Annotated in this window: 19 protein-coding genes; all 19 read right to left on the bottom strand. The window is 66.0% G+C overall.

Features of this window, described 5'->3' with window-relative positions; genetic code table 11:
- Positions 1–6: 6 nt before the first annotated feature.
- Complete coding sequence (gene ileS, locus CH266_RS19875) at positions 7–3,144, bottom strand: isoleucine--tRNA ligase (protein ID WP_094716053.1); 3,138 nt, start codon at positions 3,142–3,144, stop codon at positions 7–9.
- 341 nt (positions 3,145–3,485) lie between these two features.
- On the bottom strand, positions 3,486–3,662 hold the full coding sequence (locus CH266_RS25535; RefSeq protein ID WP_027497336.1) for a hypothetical protein: 177 nt from the start codon (positions 3,660–3,662) through the stop codon (positions 3,486–3,488).
- Positions 3,663–3,740: 78 nt separating this feature from the next.
- Positions 3,741–4,595 (bottom strand): DivIVA-like cell division protein Wag31, encoded by an 855-nt coding sequence (gene wag31 / locus CH266_RS19870; RefSeq protein ID WP_027497337.1) that lies wholly within the window; start codon positions 4,593–4,595, stop codon positions 3,741–3,743.
- A gap of 160 nt (positions 4,596–4,755) precedes the next feature.
- Positions 4,756–5,043 carry a YggT family protein gene (locus CH266_RS19865; RefSeq protein WP_027497338.1) on the bottom strand — a complete coding sequence of 96 codons (288 nt, stop codon included), beginning with the start codon at positions 5,041–5,043 and terminating at the stop codon, positions 4,756–4,758.
- An 82-nt stretch (positions 5,044–5,125) separates the two neighbouring features.
- Entirely contained in the window at positions 5,126–5,776 is a 651-nt protein-coding gene (locus tag CH266_RS19860) for a cell division protein SepF (protein WP_027497339.1), read from the bottom strand.
- Between the two features lie 81 nt (positions 5,777–5,857).
- Positions 5,858–6,595 carry a YggS family pyridoxal phosphate-dependent enzyme gene (locus CH266_RS19855; RefSeq protein WP_094715995.1) on the bottom strand — a complete coding sequence of 246 codons (738 nt, stop codon included), beginning with the start codon at positions 6,593–6,595 and terminating at the stop codon, positions 5,858–5,860.
- Entirely contained in the window at positions 6,592–7,353 is a 762-nt protein-coding gene (pgeF, locus tag CH266_RS19850) for a peptidoglycan editing factor PgeF (RefSeq protein WP_063216716.1), read from the bottom strand. Before pgeF ends, CH266_RS19855 begins: the two co-directional genes overlap by 4 nt.
- A complete protein-coding gene (ftsZ, locus tag CH266_RS19845) occupies positions 7,350–8,624 on the bottom strand; it encodes a cell division protein FtsZ (RefSeq protein WP_027497341.1) in 1,275 nt (424 codons plus the stop codon). Before ftsZ ends, pgeF begins: the two co-directional genes overlap by 4 nt.
- 175 nt (positions 8,625–8,799) lie before the next feature.
- Entirely contained in the window at positions 8,800–9,468 is a 669-nt protein-coding gene (locus CH266_RS19840; protein WP_230593424.1) for a cell division protein FtsQ/DivIB, read from the bottom strand.
- A 122-nt stretch (positions 9,469–9,590) separates the two neighbouring features.
- Positions 9,591–11,093, bottom strand: coding sequence for a UDP-N-acetylmuramate--L-alanine ligase (gene murC / locus CH266_RS19835; RefSeq protein ID WP_045841252.1), 1,503 nt, complete (start codon positions 11,091–11,093; stop codon positions 9,591–9,593).
- Between the two features lie 65 nt (positions 11,094–11,158).
- Positions 11,159–12,301 (bottom strand): undecaprenyldiphospho-muramoylpentapeptide beta-N-acetylglucosaminyltransferase, encoded by a 1,143-nt coding sequence (gene murG / locus CH266_RS19830; protein ID WP_027497344.1) that lies wholly within the window; start codon positions 12,299–12,301, stop codon positions 11,159–11,161.
- Positions 12,298–13,878, bottom strand: coding sequence for a putative lipid II flippase FtsW (gene ftsW, locus CH266_RS19825; protein WP_027497345.1), 1,581 nt, complete (start codon positions 13,876–13,878; stop codon positions 12,298–12,300). Before ftsW ends, murG begins: the two co-directional genes overlap by 4 nt.
- A complete protein-coding gene (murD, locus tag CH266_RS19820; protein ID WP_094715993.1) occupies positions 13,875–15,335 on the bottom strand; it encodes a UDP-N-acetylmuramoyl-L-alanine--D-glutamate ligase in 1,461 nt (486 codons plus the stop codon). The genes ftsW and murD overlap by 4 nt, the downstream gene beginning before the upstream one ends.
- Positions 15,336–15,338: 3 nt before the next feature.
- A complete protein-coding gene (gene mraY, locus CH266_RS19815; RefSeq protein WP_032374350.1) occupies positions 15,339–16,424 on the bottom strand; it encodes a phospho-N-acetylmuramoyl-pentapeptide-transferase in 1,086 nt (361 codons plus the stop codon).
- Complete coding sequence (locus tag CH266_RS19810) at positions 16,421–17,944, bottom strand: UDP-N-acetylmuramoyl-tripeptide--D-alanyl-D-alanine ligase (protein ID WP_094715992.1); 1,524 nt, start codon at positions 17,942–17,944, stop codon at positions 16,421–16,423. The genes mraY and CH266_RS19810 overlap by 4 nt, the downstream gene beginning before the upstream one ends.
- Positions 17,941–19,542, bottom strand: a complete 1,602-nt coding sequence (locus tag CH266_RS19805; protein WP_094716052.1) for a UDP-N-acetylmuramoyl-L-alanyl-D-glutamate--2,6-diaminopimelate ligase — start codon at positions 19,540–19,542, stop codon at positions 17,941–17,943. The genes CH266_RS19810 and CH266_RS19805 overlap by 4 nt, the downstream gene beginning before the upstream one ends.
- 157 nt (positions 19,543–19,699) lie before the next feature.
- Entirely contained in the window at positions 19,700–21,571 is a 1,872-nt protein-coding gene (locus CH266_RS19800) for a peptidoglycan D,D-transpeptidase FtsI family protein (RefSeq protein WP_027497349.1), read from the bottom strand.
- Positions 21,568–22,350, bottom strand: coding sequence for a hypothetical protein (locus tag CH266_RS19795; protein WP_240933725.1), 783 nt, complete (start codon positions 22,348–22,350; stop codon positions 21,568–21,570). Before CH266_RS19795 ends, CH266_RS19800 begins: the two co-directional genes overlap by 4 nt.
- Positions 22,347–23,387 (bottom strand): 16S rRNA (cytosine(1402)-N(4))-methyltransferase RsmH, encoded by a 1,041-nt coding sequence (rsmH, locus tag CH266_RS19790; RefSeq protein WP_255175969.1) that lies wholly within the window; start codon positions 23,385–23,387, stop codon positions 22,347–22,349. The genes CH266_RS19795 and rsmH overlap by 4 nt, the downstream gene beginning before the upstream one ends.
- Between the last annotated feature and the right edge of the window lie 115 nt (positions 23,388–23,502).

The raw sequence follows: 23,502 nt of genomic DNA, 5'->3' as shown, positions 1-23,502 counted from the left end.
CCTCGGTCACGACGACTTCGTGATCGCTGCCCGAACTCCCTCACCGAGATCGCTGCCGTCGTCGCCGACCGAGCCGTCGACCAGCGACAACGCGAGTACTTCGCGCGCGATCAGATCCCGATGAGCGTCCAGCCACGCCCGTCGATGTTCGGGTACCTCGATGACGATGTCGATACGGTCGGACACATCGAGTCCGTGGCTACGACGCGCATCCTGCAGCTCACGGATGCGGTCCTTGGCCCAACCCTCGGCCTCCAGCTCTTCGGTGACCGCCGAATCGAGCACCACGAGTCCTGCGTTCCCGGGCAGCGGTGCCGTCGATTCCGGCTCCGCGGCAACGAGTCTGCGGGTGTACTCCTCGGGCAGCAACGCGATGCCTGCGGCGCTCACGACACCGTCGGCATCCTCCGACCAGTCACCGGCCTTGACTGCCTTGATGACCTTCTGGACATCCTTACCGATCCGCGGACCGGCAGCGCGTGCGTTCACGACGAGCTCGAATTTGCCGTGCACGGCAACGTCTTCGGTCAGATCCACCTTCTTGACGTTGACCTCGTCGGCGATGATGTCGAGGAACGGACGCAGCCGCTCGGCGTCGGCGGCCGCGACGGTCACCTCGGGCAGCGGCAGCCGCACGCGCAGATTCTGTGCCTTACGCAGACCGAGCACCGTGGAGCACACGGTACGAACCTCGTCCATGCTGTCGACCAGCTCCGGGTCGGACGGCAACTCGTCGGCAGTCGGCCAATCCGTCAGGTGCACCGATCGGCCACCGGTCAACCCGCGCCAGACCACCTCACTGATCAACGGCAACAACGGAGCGGCGATGCGGGTGAGCACTTCGAGCACCGTGTGCAGGGTGTCGATCGCGTCGGCGTCCTCCCCCCAGAAGCGTGAACGCGACCGTCGCACATACCAATTGGTCAGTGCGTCACAGAACGTACGCAGTTCGTCGCACGCCCCGGCGATGTCGTTCCCTTCGAGCGCATCGGTGATCGCATCCCGCGTGGCGGACAGTTTGGCCAGCACGTAGCGATCGAGCACGTGTGGAGAATCGGTCCGCCACTGCCCCGGCGTCGGCGCGTAGAGCTGCAAAAAGCTCCACGCGTTCCAGATCGGCAACAGCGCCTGCCGCACTCCCTCGCGGATGCCCTGCTCGGTGACGATCAGGTTGCCACCGCGCAGGATCGGCGACGACATCAGGAACCACCGCATGGCATCCGAGCCGTCGCGATCGAAGACCTCCTTGACGTCCGGGTAGTTCCCCTTCGACTTACTCATCTTCAGACCGTCGTCACCGAGCACGATGCCATGGGCAGCAACGGTTTTGAAGGCAGGCCGGTCGAACAGTGCAGTCGCGAGCACGTGCAGGGTGTAGAACCAGCCGCGCGTCTGACCGTTGTATTCGACGATGAAATCGCCCGGGTTGTGCGTCTGGAACCACTCCTCGTTCTCGAACGGGAAGTGCACCTGCGCATACGGCATCGAGCCGGACTCGAACCAGCAGTCCAGCACCTCGGGAACGCGACGCATGGTCGACTTGCCGGTCGGGTCGTCCGGGTTGGGACGCGTCAGGTCGTCGATGTACGGCCGATGCAGATCGGTGGGACGCACACCGAAGTCACGCTCGAGTTCGTCCAGGCTGCCGTACACGTCGAGACGAGGGTAGGCGGGGTCGTCGGACGTCCACGCCGGGATCGGGCTGCCCCAGTACCGGTTTCGGCTGATGTTCCAGTCGCGGGCACCTTCGAGCCACTTGCCGAACTGGCCGTCCTTGATGTGCTCGGGCACCCAGGTGATCTCCTGGTTCAGCTCGACCATCCGATCGCGGAACTTGGTGACCGCGACGAACCACGACGGAACCGCCATGTAGATCAGCGGCTGACCACTACGCCAACTGTGCGGATACGAGTGCTCGATGGTCTCGTGCCGCAGCAAGCGGCCCGAGGCCTTGAGATCCTTGATGATCACCGGATTGGCGTCGAACACCATCAGGCCCTCGTAGGGCGGCACCAACGACGTGAATTTGCCGCCCGCATCGAGCGGTTGCACGACCTCGATCCCGTTCGCGGTGGCGACGTCCATGTCCTCCTCACCGAATGCCGGTGCGAGATGGACGATTCCGGTGCCGGAGTCGGTGGTGACGTAATCGGCCTCCAGAACGCGATGCGCATTCTCGTGGCCGAGGAAGAAGTCGTAGGGCGGTGCGTAGGCGAGGCCGACCAACTCCGCGCCGGTGTGCTCCGAGAGCACCTCCGGCTCCTCCCCCAGTTCCTTCGCATAGTGCGCGAGTCGGGCAGCGGCAAGCACGTAACGCTCACCGTCGGCACCGCGGACCTGGACGTAGTGCACCTCCGGATGCACCGCGATCGCAAGGTTCGACGGCAGAGTCCACGGAGTGGTGGTCCAGATCAGTGCGTTCGCGCCGTCCAGGGGTGTGCCCGGCGCCGTCAGGGGCATGGTGACGGTGACCGCGGGGTCCTGACGCATCTTGTACGCGTCGTCGAGCCGGGTCTCCTGGTTGGACAGCGGCGTCTGCTCGTACCAGCTGTACGGCAGCACTCGGTAGCCCTGGTAGATCAGGCCCTTGTCGTGGAGCGTCTTGAACGCCCACATGACGGACTCCATGAAGTCGACGTCGAGGGTCTTGTAGTCGTTGTCGAAGTCGACCCACCGCGCCTGCCGAGTGACGTACTCCCGCCACTCGTCGGTGTACTGCAACACCGATTGCTTGCAGTAGGCGTTGAACTTCGCCAAGCCCATCTCGTCGATCTCGGACTTGTCCTTGATGCCGAGTTGCTTCTCTGCTTCCAATTCGGCGGGAAGGCCGTGGCAGTCCCACCCGAAACGACGCTCGACCTTCTTGCCGCGCATGGTCTGGAACCGGGGCACGAGATCCTTGACGTACCCGGTGAGCAGATGGCCGTAGTGCGGCAAGCCGTTGGCGAACGGAGGTCCGTCGTAGAAAACGAATTCCTCGGCATCGGCGCGGTTGTCGATGCTGGCGCGGAACGTGCCGTCCTCGGCCCATTCGTGCAGCACGATGCGCTCGAGATCGGGAAACGGAACGCTTCCCGATCGACCTTCGGCCAGATCCACCAGCGGGTACGACGCGTTCTCGGCGCGTGCGCTCGAATCTGTCATATCTGTCTCCTCCGTGCCGGACGCGTACAGGACGCGACATCGATTGGCACGGGGACGACATTCGGCGATGGGGACGCCGAGTACCGCGGTACCACCCCGCTTGCTCGGACCGATGGAACCCGTCGGACCGAGCCTCTCCACATGAGCTGTGACGGGCTCACCCGTTCGGTTCTACTGAACAGCCCGTTTCGGTCGTTGCAGACCGAATCGTCACTGTCGTTCTTCCGAAGGCTCCCCGGTGATGGCCGGATCGACGCCTGCTTGTTCTTTCGTCTGACAACCGTCGAAGTGATGCACTACCGCCTGGCGTACTGCCCGCCTGATGCACTACCGCGTAGATGCTACCTGTCGATCTCGGGCGGTGGCCGTCGCCCGAGCAGGGCCCCGACCAGGAGCAGCACCGCCCCGACTATGCAGATCACGATGCAGGCCCAGGCCCAGACGACCGATCCGGTCATCAGTGCCAACACCAGGAACCCGAACCCGACAGCCGCCGCGCCGAGGGTCAGAATCAGCACAGGATTCCTCGCTCACCACTCGACGCTACAACCGAGCTCCGACGCTGCCCCGAGAGGCAGCGTCGGAGAACGATCGCGTCAGTTGTTGCCCTTGGCGTACGACTGGCTGTAGCCGGACGTCTGGTTGTCCTGGTTGAAGTTGTCCTGGCCGTTGTCCACCGGCAGCGCCGAGGAACGGTTCTCGAGCTCTTCGAGCTGCGATTCGAGGTACGACTTGAGGCGCACCCGGTATTCGCGCTCGAACGTCTTGAGCTGCTCGATGCGACCTTCCAGCACGGACCGCTGCTGGTTGATCGTCGCCATGATCTCGGTGTGCTTGCGCTCGGCGTCGGCCTGCAATGCGTCGGCCTTCTCCTTGGCCTGGCGAAGCTGGGTCTCGGAGCGAGTCTGTGCATCGGTGAGCAGCGACTCGGACTTCTGCCGCGCTTCGGACATCATCGACTCCGAACGAGCCCGGGCATCCGACACCAGACGTTCGGCGTTGGTGCGCGCATTACCGAGCAGCTGCTCGGACTCCGTCTTCGCATCGCCGGTGAGGCGGTCCGCCATCTCCTGCGCGAGACCGAGAATCTTCGCGGCCTGCATGTTGGAGTCGCCGCTCTGCTGCGGTGCTGCGGCCACGGGAGCGACCGGCGCGGGCTGCTGAACCACCGGTGGCGGCTTGGGGGGATCGACCGGCCGCTGCGGCTCGGCTTTCGGTGCGGCGACCGGAGCCGACTGTGGGCTCTGGCGCGCAGAGTTCTTGGCGTCCGCAAGCTCCTGGTCGAGCTCACCGACGCGCTGGCGCAGGTCGGCGTTCTCTTCGATCAGTCGGGACAACTCTTGCTCGACGAGGTCGAGAAATGCGTCGACCTCGTCTTCGTTGTAACCGCGCTTACCGATGGGCGGCTTGCTGAACGCAACGTTGTGCACATCAGCTGGAGTCAGCGGCATGGAAGGATCCCTTCACGCGTCTTGGGGCGGTAGAGCAAGCATTCAGTTATATGCCATTCCGCGCGAGTGCAGAACAATCAAACTGTAACTGGCGTCCATTCTGTCACACGGGACACGCAGCTTGCGCTGGGTCCCGAGTTCTAACATTCCATCTTCGGCCTCAGGCCGCGAGGCTGCTGGTCACATTCCACAGAATGAACACGACGAACAGCAAGACCATGATCGACAGGTCCAGTCGCACACCACCGAGGTTGAGCGGCGGAATTATCCTGCGCAGGAACTTCACGGGCGGGTCGGTGACCGTGAAGATCGCCTCCAGAAGGATGACGACCAGCCCGGTCGGTTGCCAATCTCTCGCGAAAGTCCTGATGAACTCGACGATGATTCGACCGATGAGAAGGAGCCAAAAAAGAAACAATACGATGTTGATCACCGTGAACACGATCACGGCTATACTCTGCCTGACTTCGCCGGGCTGAGCAAAGTGCGCTGGTCACAGCTCCGACTTGCCGCCCCAAGGGGAGAAACGATCACTGCTGGCTGTAGAAGCCGGTTTCCGCAATTCGCCTGCGCTCCTGCGGGGATACATCGACATCGGCCGGCGAAAGCAGGAACACCTTCGTGGCCACCTTGTCGAAAGATCCACGGAGCGCGAAGGCCAATCCGGCAGCGAAGTCGACGAGTCGCTTGGCGTCGGCGTTGCTCATTTCGACGAGATCCATGATGACCGGAGTGCCGTCACGGAAACGCTCACCGATGGTGCGCGCCTCGCTGTAGTCCCTCGGGCGCAGGGTGGTGATCTTCGAGAGTGGGCCGCCGTCGTCGACGATCGGGCTGCGTCGCGTCTCGGCCCGCACGTCCATGCGGGTGTCCATCGCCAGCGCGCCACGAGTGGCAGCGCCTCGGGTCGACGGTCCTGCTGTGCCGCGTGCGCGTCCACCGATCGGAGCGAGCGTCGCAGCGGGGCGAGGGGCCTCGTAATCGTCGTAGTCGTCGTCGGCCTGCGCGTGCCGCGAGCCACCGAACGACGGCTTGACGAAGTCACGATCGTCGATGTCGTCGTAACCGTCACGGCCACCACGGGGACTGCGGCGGGTGTCCGGATCGTCGAGGTAGTCGTCCTCGTAGTCCGCGAGCGGAACCATGCCGAAGTACGCCTTGAACTTGTGCAGGGTGCTCATCGTTCTGCCTTCCGTGGCCGTGTCTACTGTCCATCTCCAGGTTCGCAAGTGTCTGTTGTGACTGATGTGATCCGTGGACTGTTATTGGGAGGCTATCGGCCGCGCACCGAGTATTGCGGTACCGACACGCACGCACGTCGATCCGTGTCGCACAGCAGCTTCCAGGTCCCCCGTCATGCCGGCCGACAACTCGCGGGCATCGGGATGATCACGCAGAAGTCGCTGATGCAGCACCTCGAGATCACCGAACGCAGCGTCCGCATCGGCGTCCAACGGAGGTACGGCCATGAGTCCGGCCAGACGCAAGCCGGGTGCGGTCGACACCGCGTCGGCCAACTCGTACAGGTCCCCGCGTTCGACGCCGCCGCGGTGGACATCGCCGTCGAGACTGACCTGAACGAGGACGTCGAGCGGCGTCGTCCGAGCGCCGTCGTCGAGTGCTGTCTTGGTGGCCTTGGACAGCGCGGTGACCAATCGAGCACTGTCCACCGAGTGAATGGAGTGCGCCCACGCAGCAATGGACTTCGCCTTGTTTCGTTGGAGATGCCCGATCATGTGCCATCGCGGCGGATCACCGCGGAAGTCCTCGGCGGTCTCGGCCACTTTGGGCGACGCATCCTGCTCTCTGGACTCGCCGAACTCACGGCAGCCCAGCCCGTACAGGATCCGAACGTCGGACGCGGGGAAGAACTTCGTCACCGGCAGCAGAGTCACGGTCGAGTCTTCTCGACCTGCGTCCGCGCATGCTCGCGCCAGTCGTTCGCGTACCGACGCCAACGCGGCGGCGATCTCGGCAGCCCGGTCGGTGGGCTCGCTCACGACATCCTCTCCTGGCCGGAGTCGACAACCTCGTCTGCGGATGCGGAATCCATCCACACGACGCTCGCGATACGGCCGGTCGAACCCTCCCGGCGATGGCTGAACAGGGTGCGATCCTCGATGGTGCACCGGGGATCCTGAGCCACTCCGTGCAGGCCGGCGGCAATCAGCTGCGCGCGCACACCGGCCGGGATATCGAGACCGGGGGTGTTCCGAACCGTCGTCGTCGCGCTTCCGGGAAGATGCTTGTCGACGTCGGCGCGCATGTGGGCGGGTACCTCGTACTGACGCCCACTGGCCGCCGGGCCGAGGAAGGCCCCGATCCTCTCCGGGACCGCGCCCAGCTCGACCATCGACGCGAGTACTCGAGGAATGATGCCGATGCGGGCACCGACACGGCCGGCGTGCACCGCGGCGATCACGCCCGCCTCTTCGTCGGACAGCAACACCGGAACACAGTCGGCCGTCAACACCACGAGCGCGAGATCGCGTTGCGTCGTCACCAACGCATCGGTCATGGGAACGGGCTCGGACACCGGCCCGTCCACCACCGTGACGGTGCGGCCGTGGACCTGCTCCATGAACACCATGCGTTCGATGCCCATACCCAAACGGTCACCGAGGCGTCGACGGTTGGCCTCGACAGCAGCCGGGTCGTCGCCTACGTGGTCACCGAGATTGAAGGTGTCGAACGGCGGGGCCGACACGCCGCCTGCTCGCGTCGTCGACACCCGCCTGACCCGAAAGGAGTCACTCACCGCCGCATGAAGGACGGTACGTCGACCTCGTCTTCGCCGTCGTCCTCGGCGACGGGAACGCGGCGTCCGGATCCGACCGACTCGCGGCCTTGACCGCCGGAATCCCGGCCGTGACCGGCTGCGGACTCGCGGCTGGACGATTCGCGGTTCGACGAACTGGACGAGTTCAGCGGGGGCAGGCTCGATCCGCTGGGTGCGCCGACCGGGTCGCGGAACACAGCGCCCTCGGAGCTGTCGTTCGAGCGTGAGGAGACCTCCCCCGAGCGCGCCGATCCGATCGGGCCGCGGGTGGATGCCGCTGCCTCGACCGGACGACGCGTGGGCGTTCCTCCGTCGAACCCGGCGGCGATGACGGTGACACGAACCTCGTCGCCGAGAGAGTCGTCGATGACGGTTCCGAAGATGATGTTGGCGTCGATGTGCGCAGCTTCCTGGACCAGCGAGGCGGCCTCGTTGATCTCGAACAGGCCGAGATCCGAGCCACCCGCGATGGAGAGCAGCACTCCGCGGGCACCTTCCATGGACGCTTCCAGCAGCGGCGAGTTGATCGCGGATTCCGCGGCCTTGATCGCGCGGCCTTCACCGCGGGAGGAACCGATGCCCATCAGCGCACTGCCTGCGCCGGACATGACGCCCTTGACGTCGGCGAAGTCGACGTTGATCAGCCCGGGGGTGGTGATCAGATCGGTGATGCCCTGAACGCCGTTGAGCAGGACCTCGTCGGCACTGCGGAACGCATCCATGAGGCTGACGGCTGCGTCGCCGAGCTGAAGCAGACGATCGTTGGGGATGACGATGAGCGTGTCGCAGGATTCACGCAGCTGCTGGATACCGGTGTCGGCCTGGCCACCACGGCGCTTGCCCTCGAAGGAGAACGGACGCGTCACGACGCCGACGGTCAGCGCGCCGAGCTTGCGCGCGATGTTGGCGACGACGGGAGCACCGCCGGTACCGGTTCCGCCACCCTCACCTGCGGTGACGAAGACCATGTCGGCACCCTTGAGGACCTCTTCGATCTCGTCCTTGTGGTCGTCCGCTGCGCGGCGACCCACCTCGGGGTCGGCACCGGCACCGAGTCCGCGAGTCAGCTCACGGCCGACGTCGAGCTTGACGTCGGCGTCACTCATCAGCAAGGCCTGAGCGTCGGTGTTGACGGCGATGAACTCGACTCCCTTGAGTCCCTGTTCGATCATCCGGTTGACCGCGTTCACGCCGCCGCCGCCGATGCCGACGACCTTGATTACGGCGAGGTAGTTGTGCGGGGGCGTCATGGGCTCTCGCCTTCCGTGGATTGTTGCTCGAAAAATGTGGAAAACCCTCAACCTAAACCACAGGCTTAGAGTTATGTCAAGTACTCGACTGATCGGAACGCTATTCACCGACGGCCACGATCGCCATTAGGCGCGCCGATGCCGCGCCGAAAATATGAGCCTTTAGGGCCCGTCGCTACTTCGTGGTCGGAAGATCGGGACTGGACACGTCGAAAATCTGACCCGGTTGCGACAGCAGCGCGATGGCCACCGCCCCCTTGCGCTCGGAGTTGTCCTTGTTCCCCCACACGACGGTACGCCCGTCCAACAGCAGGATCGAGATGTCGGACAGCGTGCTCGCGCGCACTTCGCCGACCTGACCTCGAATCAGCGGCGGCAGCGAATCGAGCACAGCCAGTGCATCTTTCGTCACCGGATCGCCGAAGACAGGATTGTCGGTCACCAGTCGGACCACCCCGGGCGGAGGCGGTGCGACGGCGAAGTCCACGCCGGTTGCATCGAGCAAGTGAGTGCCGTCGGGAGAATCGACGAACGCCACCGGGACACGTTCTTCGACGGTGACCTGCACGGTGGACGGGTATTTCCGTTGCACCCGAACCGATGCCAGCTCCGGTATCGACGCAACACGCTGGGCCGCGGCCGCGGCGTCGACACGGACCAGCGGCAGGCCGGTCGGCACCTCGAGTCGGTCGAGGATCTCCTGTTCGGACACCGACGAGGCTCCCACGACCGAGATCGTCCGAACCGACAGCAGCGGCGTGAAGTAGACCAGTACTGCCGACCCGACGATCACTGCGACAACCGCCACGACGGCAAGCACCGCGCGACGGCGTGACCGTTTCACGCGAGCGCGCTCTTGTTCCCTGGCCTGCGCGCGAGCTTGCCTGTCTGTGACCGACGACGTCGAATCACCCTGCCCGGCAACGGGTTCCGATCTGGAAGCGCGGTCTCGATCGGACCGACGAGTCACGTCGACGGCCGATCCTTCGGTACCGCGCGGCCGGTCGTGGCACCGAAATCGGTTTTGGAACGAAGGGCGTCGAGAATGGGACCGCCGAGCATGGTCACGTCGCCCGCACCCATCGTGATCACCACGTCGCCGGGACGGCTGAGATTGGCCACCTGCTTGGCGACCAACGACAGATCCGGTTGGTAGTTCACCGGTTTGGTCACCGACGCTGCGACCAAGGCCCCGGTCACACCGGGCAGGGGTTCCTCGCGAGCGCCGTAGACGTCGAGCACCACGATCTCGTCGGCCAACGACAGTGCGGTACCGAATTCCTCGGCGAACGTCGCAGTACGTGAGTACAGATGCGGTTGGAACACCACCACGACCCGCCCCCGCTCGCCCGGAAGTGCTTGACCCGCGACCAACGCCTGCGCAGCGGTCAGCACGGCCCGCACCTCGGTGGGGTGATGGGCGTAGTCGTCGAACACTCGTACTCCGTGCTCGCGTCCGGTGAACTGGAACCGCCGGTGCACTCCCCCGAATCCGGTCAGCCCGGCCAGCAACTCCTCGACCCCCGCGCCCACCTGGCGGGCAGCCACGAACGCCGCCAGGGCGTTGAGGGCGGTGTGCCGTCCCGGTACTCCCAGCCGAACCGTGCGGGCAGAGTCCTCACCGGCGATCTGCAACTGCGCGACGCCGCCGATGTCCTCGGGCTCCCAGGCCAACAGGCGAACGGCCATCTCGACCGGTCCGGCGTCGACGTCGGACGACCCGTAGCCGAGCACCGTCACTCCGGGGAGATTCTTCTCGACCACGCGGCGGGCCAGAGCTGCCGAACCCGGATCGTCCATGCATGCCACCAGCACACCGCCCGGGTGCAGCAGCGCGGCGAAATCGTCGAACACCTTCACGTAGGCCTCGGTCGTACCGAAGAAATCGAGATGATCGGCCTCTATGTTCGTCACGATGATCACGTTCGCGGAGTACTGCAACAGCGAACCGTCACTCTCGTCCGCCTCGGCGACGAAGACGTCGCCACTGCCGTGATGCGCGTTGGTTCCGGCCTCGTTGAGCTCACCGCCGACGGCGAACGACGGGTCGAACCCACAGTGCTGCAGTGCGACGACCAACATCGATGTGGTCGACGTCTTGCCGTGCGTGCCCGACACCAGCAGGGTGCGGTACCCCTCCATCAACGACGCGAGGACGGCGGGCCGCAACACCACCGGAATCCCGCGATCGCGAGCCTCGACGAGTTCGGGGTTGGTCTTGGGTATGGCCGCGTGGGTCGTCACGACCACGGTGGGGCCGCCGTCGATCATGTCCAGCGCGCTTGCATCGTGCCCGATTCGCACCAGCGCACCGCGGGCTCGCAGCGCCAACACCCCGCGCGATTCCTTGGCATCCGATCCGGACACCTGACCACCGCGCGCCAGCAGAATGCGTGCGATCCCGGACATCCCGGCACCGCCGATTCCCACCATGTGCACCCGTTCGAGCTCTGCCGGCAACTCCGACATCGCCGCACCCTCAGTTGTCACGCGGACGTCTCCCTCGTTCTGTGGCATTCTCGCCGCCGCCCGGTTCAGCGCCGCGCCGCGTGCGCGGTATCGAGCACGATCTGCGCAACGGCAGCCGCAGCACCCTTGTGACCGGCTCCTGCCGCAGCACGGGACATCGCGGCGATGCGCTCGGTGTCGGCCACCAAAGCGACGACCGTGTCGGTCACGTACTGCGCGCTCAGCGTCGCGTCGGCTACCAGGATGCCACCTCCGGCGTCGACGACGGGACGGGCATTGAGCTCCTGCTCACCGTTGCCGTGCGGTAGAGGCACGTACACGGCAGGAAGCCCGGTCGCGGAGACTTCGGCGACCGTCATGGCACCGGACCGGCAGATCGCGAGATCGGCCGCCGCGTAGGCCAGGTCCATCCGGTCGATGTAGGGCACTGCGACGTACGGAGCATCCGGATTGCTCTGCTCCACGTCCAGTGTGTTCTTGGGACCGTGTGCGTGCAGAACCGAGATGCCGGCGGCGGCAAGGGCGGCCGAGGCACCGGACACTGCGTCGTTGAGTGAACGCGCGCCCTGTGAACCGCCGAACACCAGCAGCACCGGCCCGTGTTCGGGCAGACCGAAATGAGCGCGAGCCTGCGACCGCATCGCTGCGCGATCGAGACCGGTGATGGTGGGCCGCACCGGAATTCCGATCACTTCTGCATCCTCGGACCCCGGTGCAGAGATACCAGATCCGGCGACGGCGGCAAGGACTCGTTCGGCGCTGCGTGCACCGACCTTGTTCGCGATGCCGGCGCGGGCATTGGCCTCGTGAATGATCACCGGAATACGGCCGCCGCGACCGAGAAGTCGACCGCGGGCAGCGAGATACGCAGGAAGCGCGACGTAACCGCCGAAGCCGACCAGTACATCGGCCTCGACCGCAGCGAAGATCTCCCGGGTTCGACGCACCGACCGTGCGACCCGAACCGGTAACTTCACCAGGTCGAGAGTGGGCTTGCGAGGCAGCGGCACGGGCGGTATCAGTTCCAGCGCGTAGCCGCGGGCGGGTACCAGTGTCGTTTCGAGCCCCCGGCTGCTGCCGAGGGCGGTGACGGTGACGGTGGGGTCGAGCTCGCGCAGGGCGTCGGCCACGGCGAGCGCGGGCTCGATGTGTCCGGCGGTTCCGCCTCCGGCCACCACCACGGATATCGGCCTCGATGTCTGCTTCACCGTCGATATCCTCGCTCACCCGAGCGGACCGGCGGACGACCGGGTTGCGGTTCCGGACGCGGCCGATACGGCGACCGTGGTCCGGCGGCGTACCCGCTGCCGGTGTCTCGGCGTTGGGGCTCGGCACGGCGGGCGTGGCCACGGGGTGCGTTCCTGGCCGACCCGTTGGGGCCGGCCGTGTCCACCCGTGAACTCGACACACGGGTACGCCCGGGCTCGGGTGACCGTGCCCCGCGGCCGTCCTTGTTCTTGCGGGACTCGAGACGTGTGCGATCCTGCGCCGCCAACGTGGGACGGGTGGATTTGGAGCGTGCCATCGCGGCCCGCTTCGGTGAGAAGACAGCAGGCAGCGGCAATCTCAGAGCTCGGGCGATACGACCCTCTTGCCCGGCGTGCAGCGCGGCGATGGCTTCCGGTTCGTGTCGGGCCGCACTGGCGATGATCCCGAACATCAACAGCGTGATGGCCGTGGACGTACCGCCGTAGGACACCAGCGGCAGCTGCAGACCGGTCACCGGCAGCAGCCCGACCACATAGCCGATGTTGATCATGGCCTGACCGAACACCCAGCACGTTGCGCCTGCAGTCAACAGACGCAGGAACGGATCGACCGACCGCATCGCGATGCGTAGGCCGGTGTAGACGAAGAGACCGAACAATCCGATGACGGCAAGGCAGCCGATCATGCCGAGCTCCTCGCCGATGATCGCGAAGATGAAGTCGTTGTGCGCGTTGGGGAGGTAGCTCCATTTCGCGCGACTCTGTCCCAATCCGCGACCGAAGAGTCCGCCGTCGGCCAAAGAGTACTTGGCCTGGGTGGACTGATACGACAGACCCTGGGTGTCCTCCCCCGGGTTGAGCCAGGCCTTGACGCGGTTCGAGCGGTAGCCGGCGGTGAACGCGAGCACGGTCGCCAGAGCCAAACCGGTCACCAGGACTGCTCCGAACAGCCGGGCGTTGAGGCCGGCGAACCACAGTAGTGCGACGAGAATGATGCCCAGGGCGATCGCGGTACTGAGGTTGGGCTGGAGCACGACGAGCAGACACATGAGCAGGCCCGCAGGCAGCAACGGCACCAGCAGCGACTTGATGTTGCCGTGCTCGCTGCGACGGGAGGCCAGCAGGTGCGCTCCCCACAGAACCAACGCGACCTTCGCCAGCTCGGACGGCTGGAACGAGACGACACCGAAGTCGAACCAACGCCGTGCGCCCTGACGCTCGGCACCGATACCGGGGATCAACACCAGCATCAACATCGTGATCGAGACCAGGAAGAGCGGGAACGACAATTTGCGCAGGTATCGCACCGGCAGCCGAAGCGCCGCATAAAACGCGACCACACCCAGTGCGACACCGATCAGCTGTTGCGTGAACAGCGCGTAGCCGGACTCGTCGGCTGCGAACGATTCGGCCGACGACGCGGACAGCACCATGACCAGTCCCAGCACGGTGAGCAGCACCGCGATCGTGACGATGAGGTGGAACGACGCCAGCGGCCGACCGAACCACAGTCCGATTCGGGTGCGCGGCGTGGTGGTGCGACGAGGTGGACGCGCCGGTCGAGCTGCGGTGGTCACGATCGCGGCGATCCGAGGGCGGCGATGTCGAGGCGCTCGACGGACTCGGCGAAGCTTCGGCCGCGGTGGCCGTAATCGACGAACATGTCCAACGACGCAGCCGCGGGGGCCAGCAGGACGGTATCGCCGGCCGCGGCAAACCCCGCAGCGTGGTCGACGGCCGCTCGCATCACCGCATCTGCATCTTCAGCCTCATGAGTCACACCAGCATCGTCTCCCGAAGGGAGCCTGACGACCGGAACATCGGGGGCGTGTCGCGCCAAAGCCTCTGCGATCTGCATCCCATCGCGGCCCAACACCACCGCAGCCACGAGCCGATCGGCGATCTCGACGACCAGATCGTCGATCACCGCACCCTTCAACAACCCGCCCGCGATCCACACGACCCGATCGTGCGCGAGGATCGACGAGCGCGCGGCATGCGGATTCGTCGCCTTGGAATCGTCGACGAACGTCACCCCACCGAGCTCACGCACCACTGCGGCCCGATGCGGTCCCACCCGGTACGTCCGCAATCCGTTTCGGACGGCCTCGGCGTCGACGCCGATCGATCGCGCCAACGCAGCCGCGGCCAACGCGTCGAGCACACCGGACGGGCCACTCGGTTCCACCTCGTCGGCCCGGAGCAACTCGACGTTGTCCCCGAACGCACGGTCGACGAGCATTCCCGCCCGCACTCCCAGCTCGCCCGCGGCGGGTTCGTCCAGGCGGAAACCGACGACCGTGGCTGCCGGTGACCCCGCCCTCAGTCCGGCCGCCACCGCATCGTCGAGTCCCACGACCCCGACGTCACCGGTCAATGCGCGCGCCTTGGCCTGGACGTACCCGTCCATGCCCCCGTGCCAATCCAGGTGATCCTCGGCGATGTTGAGCACGACCCCCGCCGCGGGCCGAACCGACGGTGCCCAGAACAACTGGAAGGACGACAGCTCGACCGCGAGGACACGGGGATGCGGGGTACCGCGCAACGCGTCGGCGATGGGGAGGCCGATGTTTCCGCAGGCGACGGAGTCGATTCCGGCAGTGTCGAGGATCGAGGCGAGCATCGAGGTGGTGGTCGTCTTACCGTTCGTACCGGTGACCACCAGCCAACGAGCGCGCGGGCCGTACACCTCGGCGCGGTCGAGATGCCAGGAGAACTCCACGTCGCCCCACACCGGGACGTCGTGGTCGGCGGCCGCAGCCAGCACCGGGGAGTCCGGCCGGAATCCGGGGCTGGTGACGACGAGCGCAAAGGCCGCGATCGCGTCCGGATCGGCGAGCAGATCGTCCTGAACCACCATGGCAGCACCGAGCGCCGACGCCTCGTCGAGCGCAGCTCGGTTCGAGTCGGTGACGGTCACGAGTGCGCCGTGGTCCAGCAGTGGGCGTACGACGGCCAGCCCGGAGATGCGCGCACCGGTGACCAGCACCGAACTACCGCGCAACCAGGACAGATCGGTTGAGGCTTTGGTCATCGCCTAGCCGCCCACAGCCGCGAGGTATTCGCTGTAGAACAGTGCCAAGCCGACGGCCGAGGCGATCGCGGCGAGCAACCAGAACCTGATGATGACCGTGGTCTCGGCCCAACCGGCCAACTCGAAGTGGTGATGGAACGGGGCCATTCGGAACACGCGTCGCCGACTCGACCGGAACACTGCGACCTGGATGACGACCGACGCCGCTTCGGCGACGAACAACGCGCCGATGACCACCATGATCAGTTCGGTCTTGGTGACCACGGACAGTCCTGCGATCAGGCCGCCCAGAGCGAGGGATCCGGTATCGCCCATGAAGATCTTGGCGGGCGCGGCGTTCCACCACAGGAAACCGATGCAGGCACCGGCCGCCGATGCGCACACCAGGGCCAGGTCGAGAGGGTCGCGTACGTCGTAGCAACCCGGCGCAGGACCGGCCGGTCCTGCACACGCCTGCCGGTACTGCCAGAAGGTGATGACGGTGTACGCCCCGAGGACCAATGTCATGGACCCGGCCGCCAGGCCGTCGAGGCCGTCGGTGAGATTGACCGAGTTGGACCACGCGATCACCAGCAGACAGACAAAAAACACGAAGACAGCAGCCGACATCGACCACGTTGCGATGTCGCGCACATACGACAGTTGAGTGCTGCCCGGAGTCAATCCGTCGTCGCTGCGAAATTGCAGGACCAGGATGGCGAACAGCACCGCCGCGGTGATCTGGCCGACGTACTTGCCGGTGGCGTTCAGACCGAGGTTCCGCTGCTTACGAATCTTGATGAAGTCGTCGAGAAAGCCGACGAGGCCGAGCACGGTGGTCAGGCCGAGTACGAGTAGAGCCGACGCCGACGGCCCCTCGGCGTCGTATCCGATGCCGATCAGGTGCGAGCCCCAGTAGCCGGCCCAGATCCCGACCAGGATCGCCACGCCGCCCATGGTGGGAGTACCGCGCTTGGACTGATGGCTCGCCGGGCCCTCGACCCGGATCTCCTGGCCGAAGCCCTGTTTCGAGAAGGTCTTGATGAGCACGGGAGTCAGCAGAATTGCGACTGCAAGTGCGATCCCTCCGGCGAACAGGATCTGTCTCACTGCTCGCCCTCCGACGGTTCGGCCAACAGGGCGTCGGCCGACGGTTCGGCCAACAGGGCGTCGGCAACGGTCCACATCGCGCCCGACTGCGAGGCCTTGACCAGAACGATGTCGCCGGCGCGAACCTCGTCCTCGAGCACGGCGATGGCGGTCTCGCGGTCGGGTACGAGCATCGATTCCTCGCCCCAGGACCCTTCCATGACGGCGCCCTGATGCAGCGCACGCGTGGGCCGACCCGAATCGACGATGATCAACCGATCGACGTCCAGGCGGACGGCGAGCCGACCGATCGCATCGTGCTCCACCACCGATTCGCCGCCGAGCTCGCCCATCTCCCCCAGCACCGCCCAACTGCGCCGCTTCGGCCCGTCGTCTCGCCGCGACATCGACACCAGCGCCTTGAGGGCGGCCCGCATCGAATCGGGATTCGCGTTGTACGAGTCGTTGATGACGGTGACGCCGTCCGCGCGGGTGCGTACATCCATCCGGCGGATCGAGGTGGGTACCGCGGTCGAGAGCGCTTCGGCAACCTGGGCCACGCCGGCCCCGCACTCGAGCGCGACGGCTGCGGCAGCCAGGGCGTTGCCCACCTGATGTTCACCGTGCACCGCCAGGGTGATGTGCGCCGTGCCTGCCGCACACACGAGTGTGAACGACGCTCGCGCATCGGTATCGACCACGACGTCGACGGCCCGGACGTCGGCGTCCGCGTTGAGTCCGACGGTGACGACGGCCGCCTTCGTGCGTGTCGCCATCTCGGCGACCAGACGATCGTCGATGTTGAGGATCGCCACGCCGCCGTCCGCAGCAGCGGGCAGTGCCTCGACCAGTTCACCCTTGGCCAGCGCAATGGCGGCACGTGAACCGAACTCGCCCAGGTGCGCGGTTCCGACGTTGAGGACCACCCCGATCCGCGGCGGCGCAAGCCTGGCGAGCTCGGCGATGTGGCCGATTCCCCGGGCGGACAGCTCGAGGGCGAGGAAGTCGGTATCGGCGTCGGCCCGCAGAGCAGTCCATGGATGCCCGAGTTCGTTGTTGAACGATCCGGGTGGGGCCACCACGGATCCGAGCGGACGCAGCACCGCCGAGATGAGATCCTTCGTCGACGTCTTGCCCGACGATCCCGTCACGCCCACCACGGTCAGGTCGTGGTGCGCGGTCAGTTCGAGCACCGATTCCCGGGCCAACGCGCCGAGCGCGGTCAGCACCGCAGCGCCGGCCCCCTCCGGGTCGTGTTCGAGTGCCATCGCACGGCTCGAGTGCGGCACCGGCCGAACGACGACAGCCGGGACGCCCACCGGACGCGCCGCGAGAACGACAGCAGCGCCTGCGGCCACGGCGTCGGCCGCGTGCTCGTGGCCGTCCACCTTGGCACCGGGCAGGGCGAGAAAGACACTGCCGGGTGTGACCTTGCGTGAGTCGAACTCCACCGGCCCGGCGACCAGCACCGTCGGGTCCGCCACGTCGTGCAGTTCGCCGCCGACGATCTCGGCGATGCGAGCGATCGAGAGCGGTATCACCGTGCGCCTGCGCTCGTGGTGACCAGTCGTGCGTCGATGGCCGATGCGAGTACCACTCGGTCGTCGAACGGATACTTCACCCCCGCCACCTCCTGGCCCGTCTCGTGTCCTTTACCTGCGATCAACACAACGTCCCCCTCACGTGCCCACGCCACGGCTTGTTCTATCGCCGCTGCGCGGCCTTCGACATTTCGTACTTCGCCACGAGCGTCGTCGGGCACCGACAGTGCACCGTCTTCGACGGCATGCCGTATCGCTGCCGGATCCTCACTGCGCGGATTGTCGTCGGTCACCACGAGCAGATCGGCACCGCGCGCTCCGGCCGCACCCATCAGAGGGCGCTTGGCGGTGTCTCGATCCCCGCCGGCACCCAACACGACGGCGATACGTCCACGGGACGACTCTCGCAGAGTCGCCAGCACCGCTTCGACCGCAGCGGGCTTGTGGGCGTAGTCGACCACCGCGAGGAAGTCCTGGCCACGATCGATTCGTTGCACTCGACCGGGCACATCGACGGTCGCGATTCCGGGCGCCGCCGTCGCGGCATCCACTCCTGCCGCTTCGCAGGTCGCGAGCGCGAGCACGGCGTTGGCGACGTTGTAGCGACCCGGCAGACGCACCGACACCGGCAATGCCGTTCCGTTCGGATCGGCAACGGTGAACGACTGCGTTCCGTCGTCGTGCTTGGCCCACTCGGAGACGGTCCACTGCGAGTCGGCACCGGTGGACACCGTGACGACCGTGGATCCGGCCGACCGGGCGATGTCGGCCATCCGCACGCCCCAGGCATCGTCGACGCACACGACAGCTGTGTCTGCCCGGACCGGCGAATCGACCCCGAACAGCCGGCTCTTGGCCAGAAAGTAGTCCTCGAGCGAGTCGTGGAAGTCGAGATGATCCTGGGACAGGTTGGTGAACGCGCCGACCGCGAAGTCGGTGCCGTCGACTCGGCCGAGGGACAACGCATGGGAGGACACTTCCATCACCACGGTGTCGACTCCGGCCTCGACCATGACGGCGAAGAGCGCATGCAACTGCGGAGCCTCGGGGGTGGTGAGAGCGCTCGGTACGTGCCGGCCCACTACGCGGGTCTCGATCGTGCCGATCAGTCCGCAGCGGCGGCCGGCGGTTGTCAGGCCGGCCTCCACGAGGTACGCGGTCGTCGTCTTGCCCGACGTGCCGGTGATTCCGACGACCGCCATCTTCGACGACGGATTGCCGAACACGAGGGCGGACACGGTTCCGAGCACCTGGCGTGGTCGGTCGTGCACGAGGACAGGAACCTGGCGATCGGCGGTGGCGAGGACGCCGCGGACGATGTCGGCACCGGATGGGTCGGTGAAGACCGCCGCCGCACCCCGCTCGATCGCGTCGGCGGTGAACTCGGCTCCGTGCCGAGCGGATCCGGGTAGCGCGGCGAAGAGATCGCCGGGACGAACGGACTGCGCTCGCAGATCGATTCCGGTGACCTGCACTCCGTCGAGGTGTCCCCACTCGATCGTTGCACCGACAGCGGACGCCACGTCGGATACGTCGGTGTGCGGCGGATTCGCCGGCCGAGACCCCGGAGCGGGTTGTGAATCCAATGACACAGTCACTCCTGCTCCCTTCCTCTGTACTGCCACCGCACACTGCGTCAGCTCGAACACGCTGCGGTGGCTGATCGACGAACACGCCTCGAGCCGATGTGTCAGATTACCGGCGACCGCGATCGGCATGCTGCCGCCCCGATTCCCGGACCGACAGATTCGAGCCTCAGTCGGCCTGAAGAACCAACTTGGGGCCCGGGTCTGCGGACATCGGAACACTGTCGCGCTGCAACAGCCAGCTGGCGATGTTGTGGAACAGCGGTGCGGCCGATTGCCCTCCCGAGCCGTCGGCACTGCGGGACGGCGCGTCCAGCATGATCCCGATCACGTAGCGAGGATCGTCGGCCGGAGCGATACCCGCGAACGTGATCCAGTACTTCGAGTTCGAGTAGCACTTGCACTCGGGATCGACCTGCTGGGCGGTGCCGGTCTTACCACTGATCTGGTAGCCCTCGACACCAGCGGCGACTCCGGTACCGCGCTGATTTCCGTTGTCGTCCTGGGTGACCGACCGGAACATGTTGCGGACCGTCTTCGCGGTATCGGGACTGACCACGTACACCCCGTCGGGTCGCGGTGTCTCGGTTCGTTCGCCGTTGGCGTCCACCGTTGCCGCGACGATCCGAGGCGGGATGCGCACACCGTCGTTGGCGATCGCCTGGTACATCCCGGTCATCTGCAGGAGCGTCATCGACAGACCCTGCCCGATCGGCAGGTTGGCGAAGGTACCGCCCGACCACTGATCGCGGCTGGGCACGCTGCCTGCGCTCTCATTGGGGAGGCCGACGTCGCTGCGCTGGCCCAGGCCGAACTTGTTCAGCATGTCGGCATACCGATCCTCGCCGACACGTTGAGCCAGCATCAGAGTCCCCACGTTGGAGGACTTACCGAACACTCCGGTGGAGGTGTACGGCGCAACTCCGTGTTCCCAGGCGTCCCGGACCGAGACACCGGACATGAAGATGTTGCCCGGTACCTGCAGCACCTCGTCGGGTGTGGTGAGCCCGTACTCGATAGCGGCTGCAGCAGTGATGATCTTGTTGACCGAACCGGGCTCGAACGGCGTCGTGACGGGCAGATTGCCCATCTCCTTGGTCCGTTCGTTGTTTCCGACGCCGATTCCGGGGTTGAAGGTGTTGTCGTTCGACATGGCCAGCACTTCGCCGGTGTGCGAATCCTGAACGTAGGCAGACGCATTCTTGGCTCCGGACAGATCCTTCGCCAGCTGTACCTGCTGCTGTACGTAGTACTGCAGGTCTGCGTCGATGGTCAGTTCCACGTTCGAGCCGTTGACCGCGGGCTGCTTGTCTCGCCAGCTGCCGGGAATGACGGCCCCGTCGGAGCCGCGATCGTAGGTCTGCGATCCGTCGGTACCGGCGAGCGTGGCGTCGAGCGAATCCTCGAGCCCGAGCAGGCCGTGTCCGTCCCACCCGGTGGCCCCGACGATGTTCGCGGCGAGCGAGCCACCCGGGTACTCGCGGATGTCCTGACGTTCGAGCCCGACCTGCTTGAATTCCTTGCTGATGTTCGACGCCACGGTGGCGTCCACACCCCGTGCCAGATAGGTGAATTCGTCGTTGCTCTTCAGTTTCGCGAGCAGATCCTTCTTGCTGACGACGTCACCGAGATCGCTGTGGATCCGCTCGGCGATGTCGTCGAGGTACTTGTCGGTTTCCGGCTTCGTCGGATCCTTCGCGCGTGCCTCGTCGAGTTCTCTACGAACCCGGACCGGCTGGAACGTCAGCGCTTTCGCTTCCATGGTGAAAGCGATCGGGTTTCCGTTGCGATCGAGGATCGAGCCGCGCATCGCCGGATCGACGAGGGTGGTGGTGCGCTGCGAGGCGGACTCGGCCGACAGTGTCGGCGCATCGAATCCTTGAATCCACAGCAACTGTGCCGCGACGACCGCCAAGGCCACGTACATCAAGATGCGGCCCGTACCGTGCCGAAAACGAAATGTGGACGAGTCCAAACGCTTTCGTCCCGGCCGCGCTCGATCTGCGGGCCGGGGACGTGACGCAGGCGACGGCCTGGTCACTGCTCGTCACCGGAGGATTCGCCGGGGGCGGGAGCCGAGGGGGTGCTCATGGGAACCAATTGTTCAGCAAGCGCGGCAGTTCCGGCACCATTGGGCGCACTCGGCGTGGCGGCACGGGTGTCACCTGTGCCCGTCGGCCTGGTGGGCTGCGACGCACTTCTCGGAGTCTGCGACTGCGCCGACTGTCGTGCGGGATTCTGTGTCGACGCACTCGGAACCGAGCCCTCCCCCGAGCCGGTGGCGGGAGGCGGATCGAGGGGTGCAACCGGCGCACCGTCGGCGGGAGCGGGCGTGCCGACGACCTGCACACCGCCCTCGGGGGCTACGACGAGGCGGGCGGGGTTCTTGGCGGGGACCATTCCGATCGCGGCGGCTTTGCGCGCGAGCTCGGGCGCAGATTCCGCGAGCTCGACGTCACGCTGCAAGGAGGCACGCTGTTGTGCGAGCTCGGCGTTGACGGCCTTGGCGGCACTGAGGTCGTAGGAGTCCCCCGCCGAGCGCGTCGTCAACAACAACGTCAAGCCGAGCCCGAGGGCAAGCAGACCGATGACCAAGGCTACGAACGGGATTCGAGCCGCAATGGCGCTGCCGTTGAGCGTCGGGCGAAGTGAGGCCGCCGAACCGCGAGCAGAATCCGACGTATGTATCGAGGCACGCTGCTGCCTGCGCTCGTAGGCGCGCAATGCGGCTCCGGACCGACCACCGCGGCCGGCCCGCTCGGGTCGAGTAGCCGGAACCCGATTGCGTTGTGTTCCAACAGTTGTGCCTGGAACCGTCATTCCGCTCTCCTTGCAATCCGTTCGGCGGCGCGCAACCTCACCGGGGCCGAGCGTGGGTTGACTTCGATTTCCTCGTCCGAGGCGCGTTCCGCACCTCTGGTCAACAGCCGAAATTCCGGACCCATCCCGGGAAGTTCGACCGGCAACCCCTCGGGACTTCGAGACTTGATCCGAGGGGCCAACTCCTGCTTGACAACTCGATCTTCGAGCGACTGATACGACATGAAGACGACGCGGCCGCCGACGGCCAAGGCGTCGAGTCCGGCCGGCACCGCAGCTTTGAGCGAATCGAGCTCCCCGTTGACCTCGATACGCAGCGCCTGGAAAGTTCGCTTTGCCGGATGCCCACCGGTGCGGCGAGTCGCGGCCGGTATTGCGGCATAAAGCAATTCGACCAACGGGCCGCTCGTGGTGAACGGCGCGTGCTCCCGTCGCCGCAGAATTGCGGACGCGATCTTGCCTGCGAACCGCTCTTCTCCGTAGGTGCTGAGCACGCGAGCGATATCGCCGTGCGAGTACGTATTGAGCACGTCGGCTGCCGTGATGCCCTGCGTCGGATTCATCCGCATGTCCAGCGGTGCATCGACGGAATACGCGAAGCCGCGGTCCGACTCGTCCAGCTGCATCGACGACACTCCGAGGTCGAACAGGATGGCGTGAACGGAATAGGTCGCGGGAAGCCCGGCCTCGTCGAGGGCGGCGGCGATGCCCTCGTATGTGGTGTGCACCAAAGTCGTTCGATCCGAGAACGGGGCCAGTCTGGCACCCGCCTTGTCGAGCGCGTCAGGATCGCGATCGAGTCCGATGAGGTGCAGACCGGGATACTTTCGTAGAAAGTGTTCGGCGTGACCGCCGAGTCCGAGCGTGGCGTCGATCATGACGCGAGTCGTGTCGGGGTCGTCCGCCGATTCCACTGCGGGCCCGAGAAGCTCGTCGGCACGCTCGAGTCGAACGGGGACGTGGATCGGGCCGCCGGAGCGACGGTGAGTGCGGTCGGCGGACGCGTCGTTCTCGTCCGGCCCGGCTCCCTCCGTCATGGTCCCTCCCGGTTGCGTATACGTACTTCTCGCCCGGGTCCGGGCCCTGCGGGTCGTCCATTGCGGCCGGTGCGAATGCTTCGAGGTCCCTGTCCGATAGGGAACCTGGCGTTGG

It is taken from the genome of Rhodococcus sp. 06-1474-1B, assembly GCF_002258885.1.
GTDB lineage: Bacteria > Actinomycetota > Actinomycetes > Mycobacteriales > Mycobacteriaceae > Rhodococcoides > Rhodococcoides fascians.
Note: the sequence above shows the minus strand (reverse complement) of the source record. Positions and strands in the feature narration are given on the sequence as shown.

Coding starts and splice junctions, on each gene's coding strand:
- murD (WP_094715993.1), bottom strand. CDS start 15,335: ATGACCAAAGCCTCAACCGATCTGTCCTGGTTGCGCGGTAGTTCGGTG.
- murC (WP_045841252.1), bottom strand. CDS start 11,093: ATGTCGGAGTTGCCGGCAGAGCTCGAACGGGTGCACATGGTGGGAATC.
- CH266_RS19860 (WP_027497339.1), bottom strand. CDS start 5,776: ATGAGCACCCTGCACAAGTTCAAGGCGTACTTCGGCATGGTTCCGCTC.
- wag31 (WP_027497337.1), bottom strand. CDS start 4,595: ATGCCGCTGACTCCAGCTGATGTGCACAACGTTGCGTTCAGCAAGCCG.
- ftsZ (WP_027497341.1), bottom strand. CDS start 8,624: ATGACGCCCCCGCACAACTACCTCGCCGTAATCAAGGTCGTCGGCATC.
- ileS (WP_094716053.1), bottom strand. CDS start 3,144: ATGACAGATTCGAGCGCACGCGCCGAGAACGCGTCGTACCCGCTGGTG.
- CH266_RS19795 (WP_240933725.1), bottom strand. CDS start 22,350: ATGACGGTTCCAGGCACAACTGTTGGAACACAACGCAATCGGGTTCCG.
- rsmH (WP_255175969.1), bottom strand. CDS start 23,387: ATGACGGAGGGAGCCGGGCCGGACGAGAACGACGCGTCCGCCGACCGC.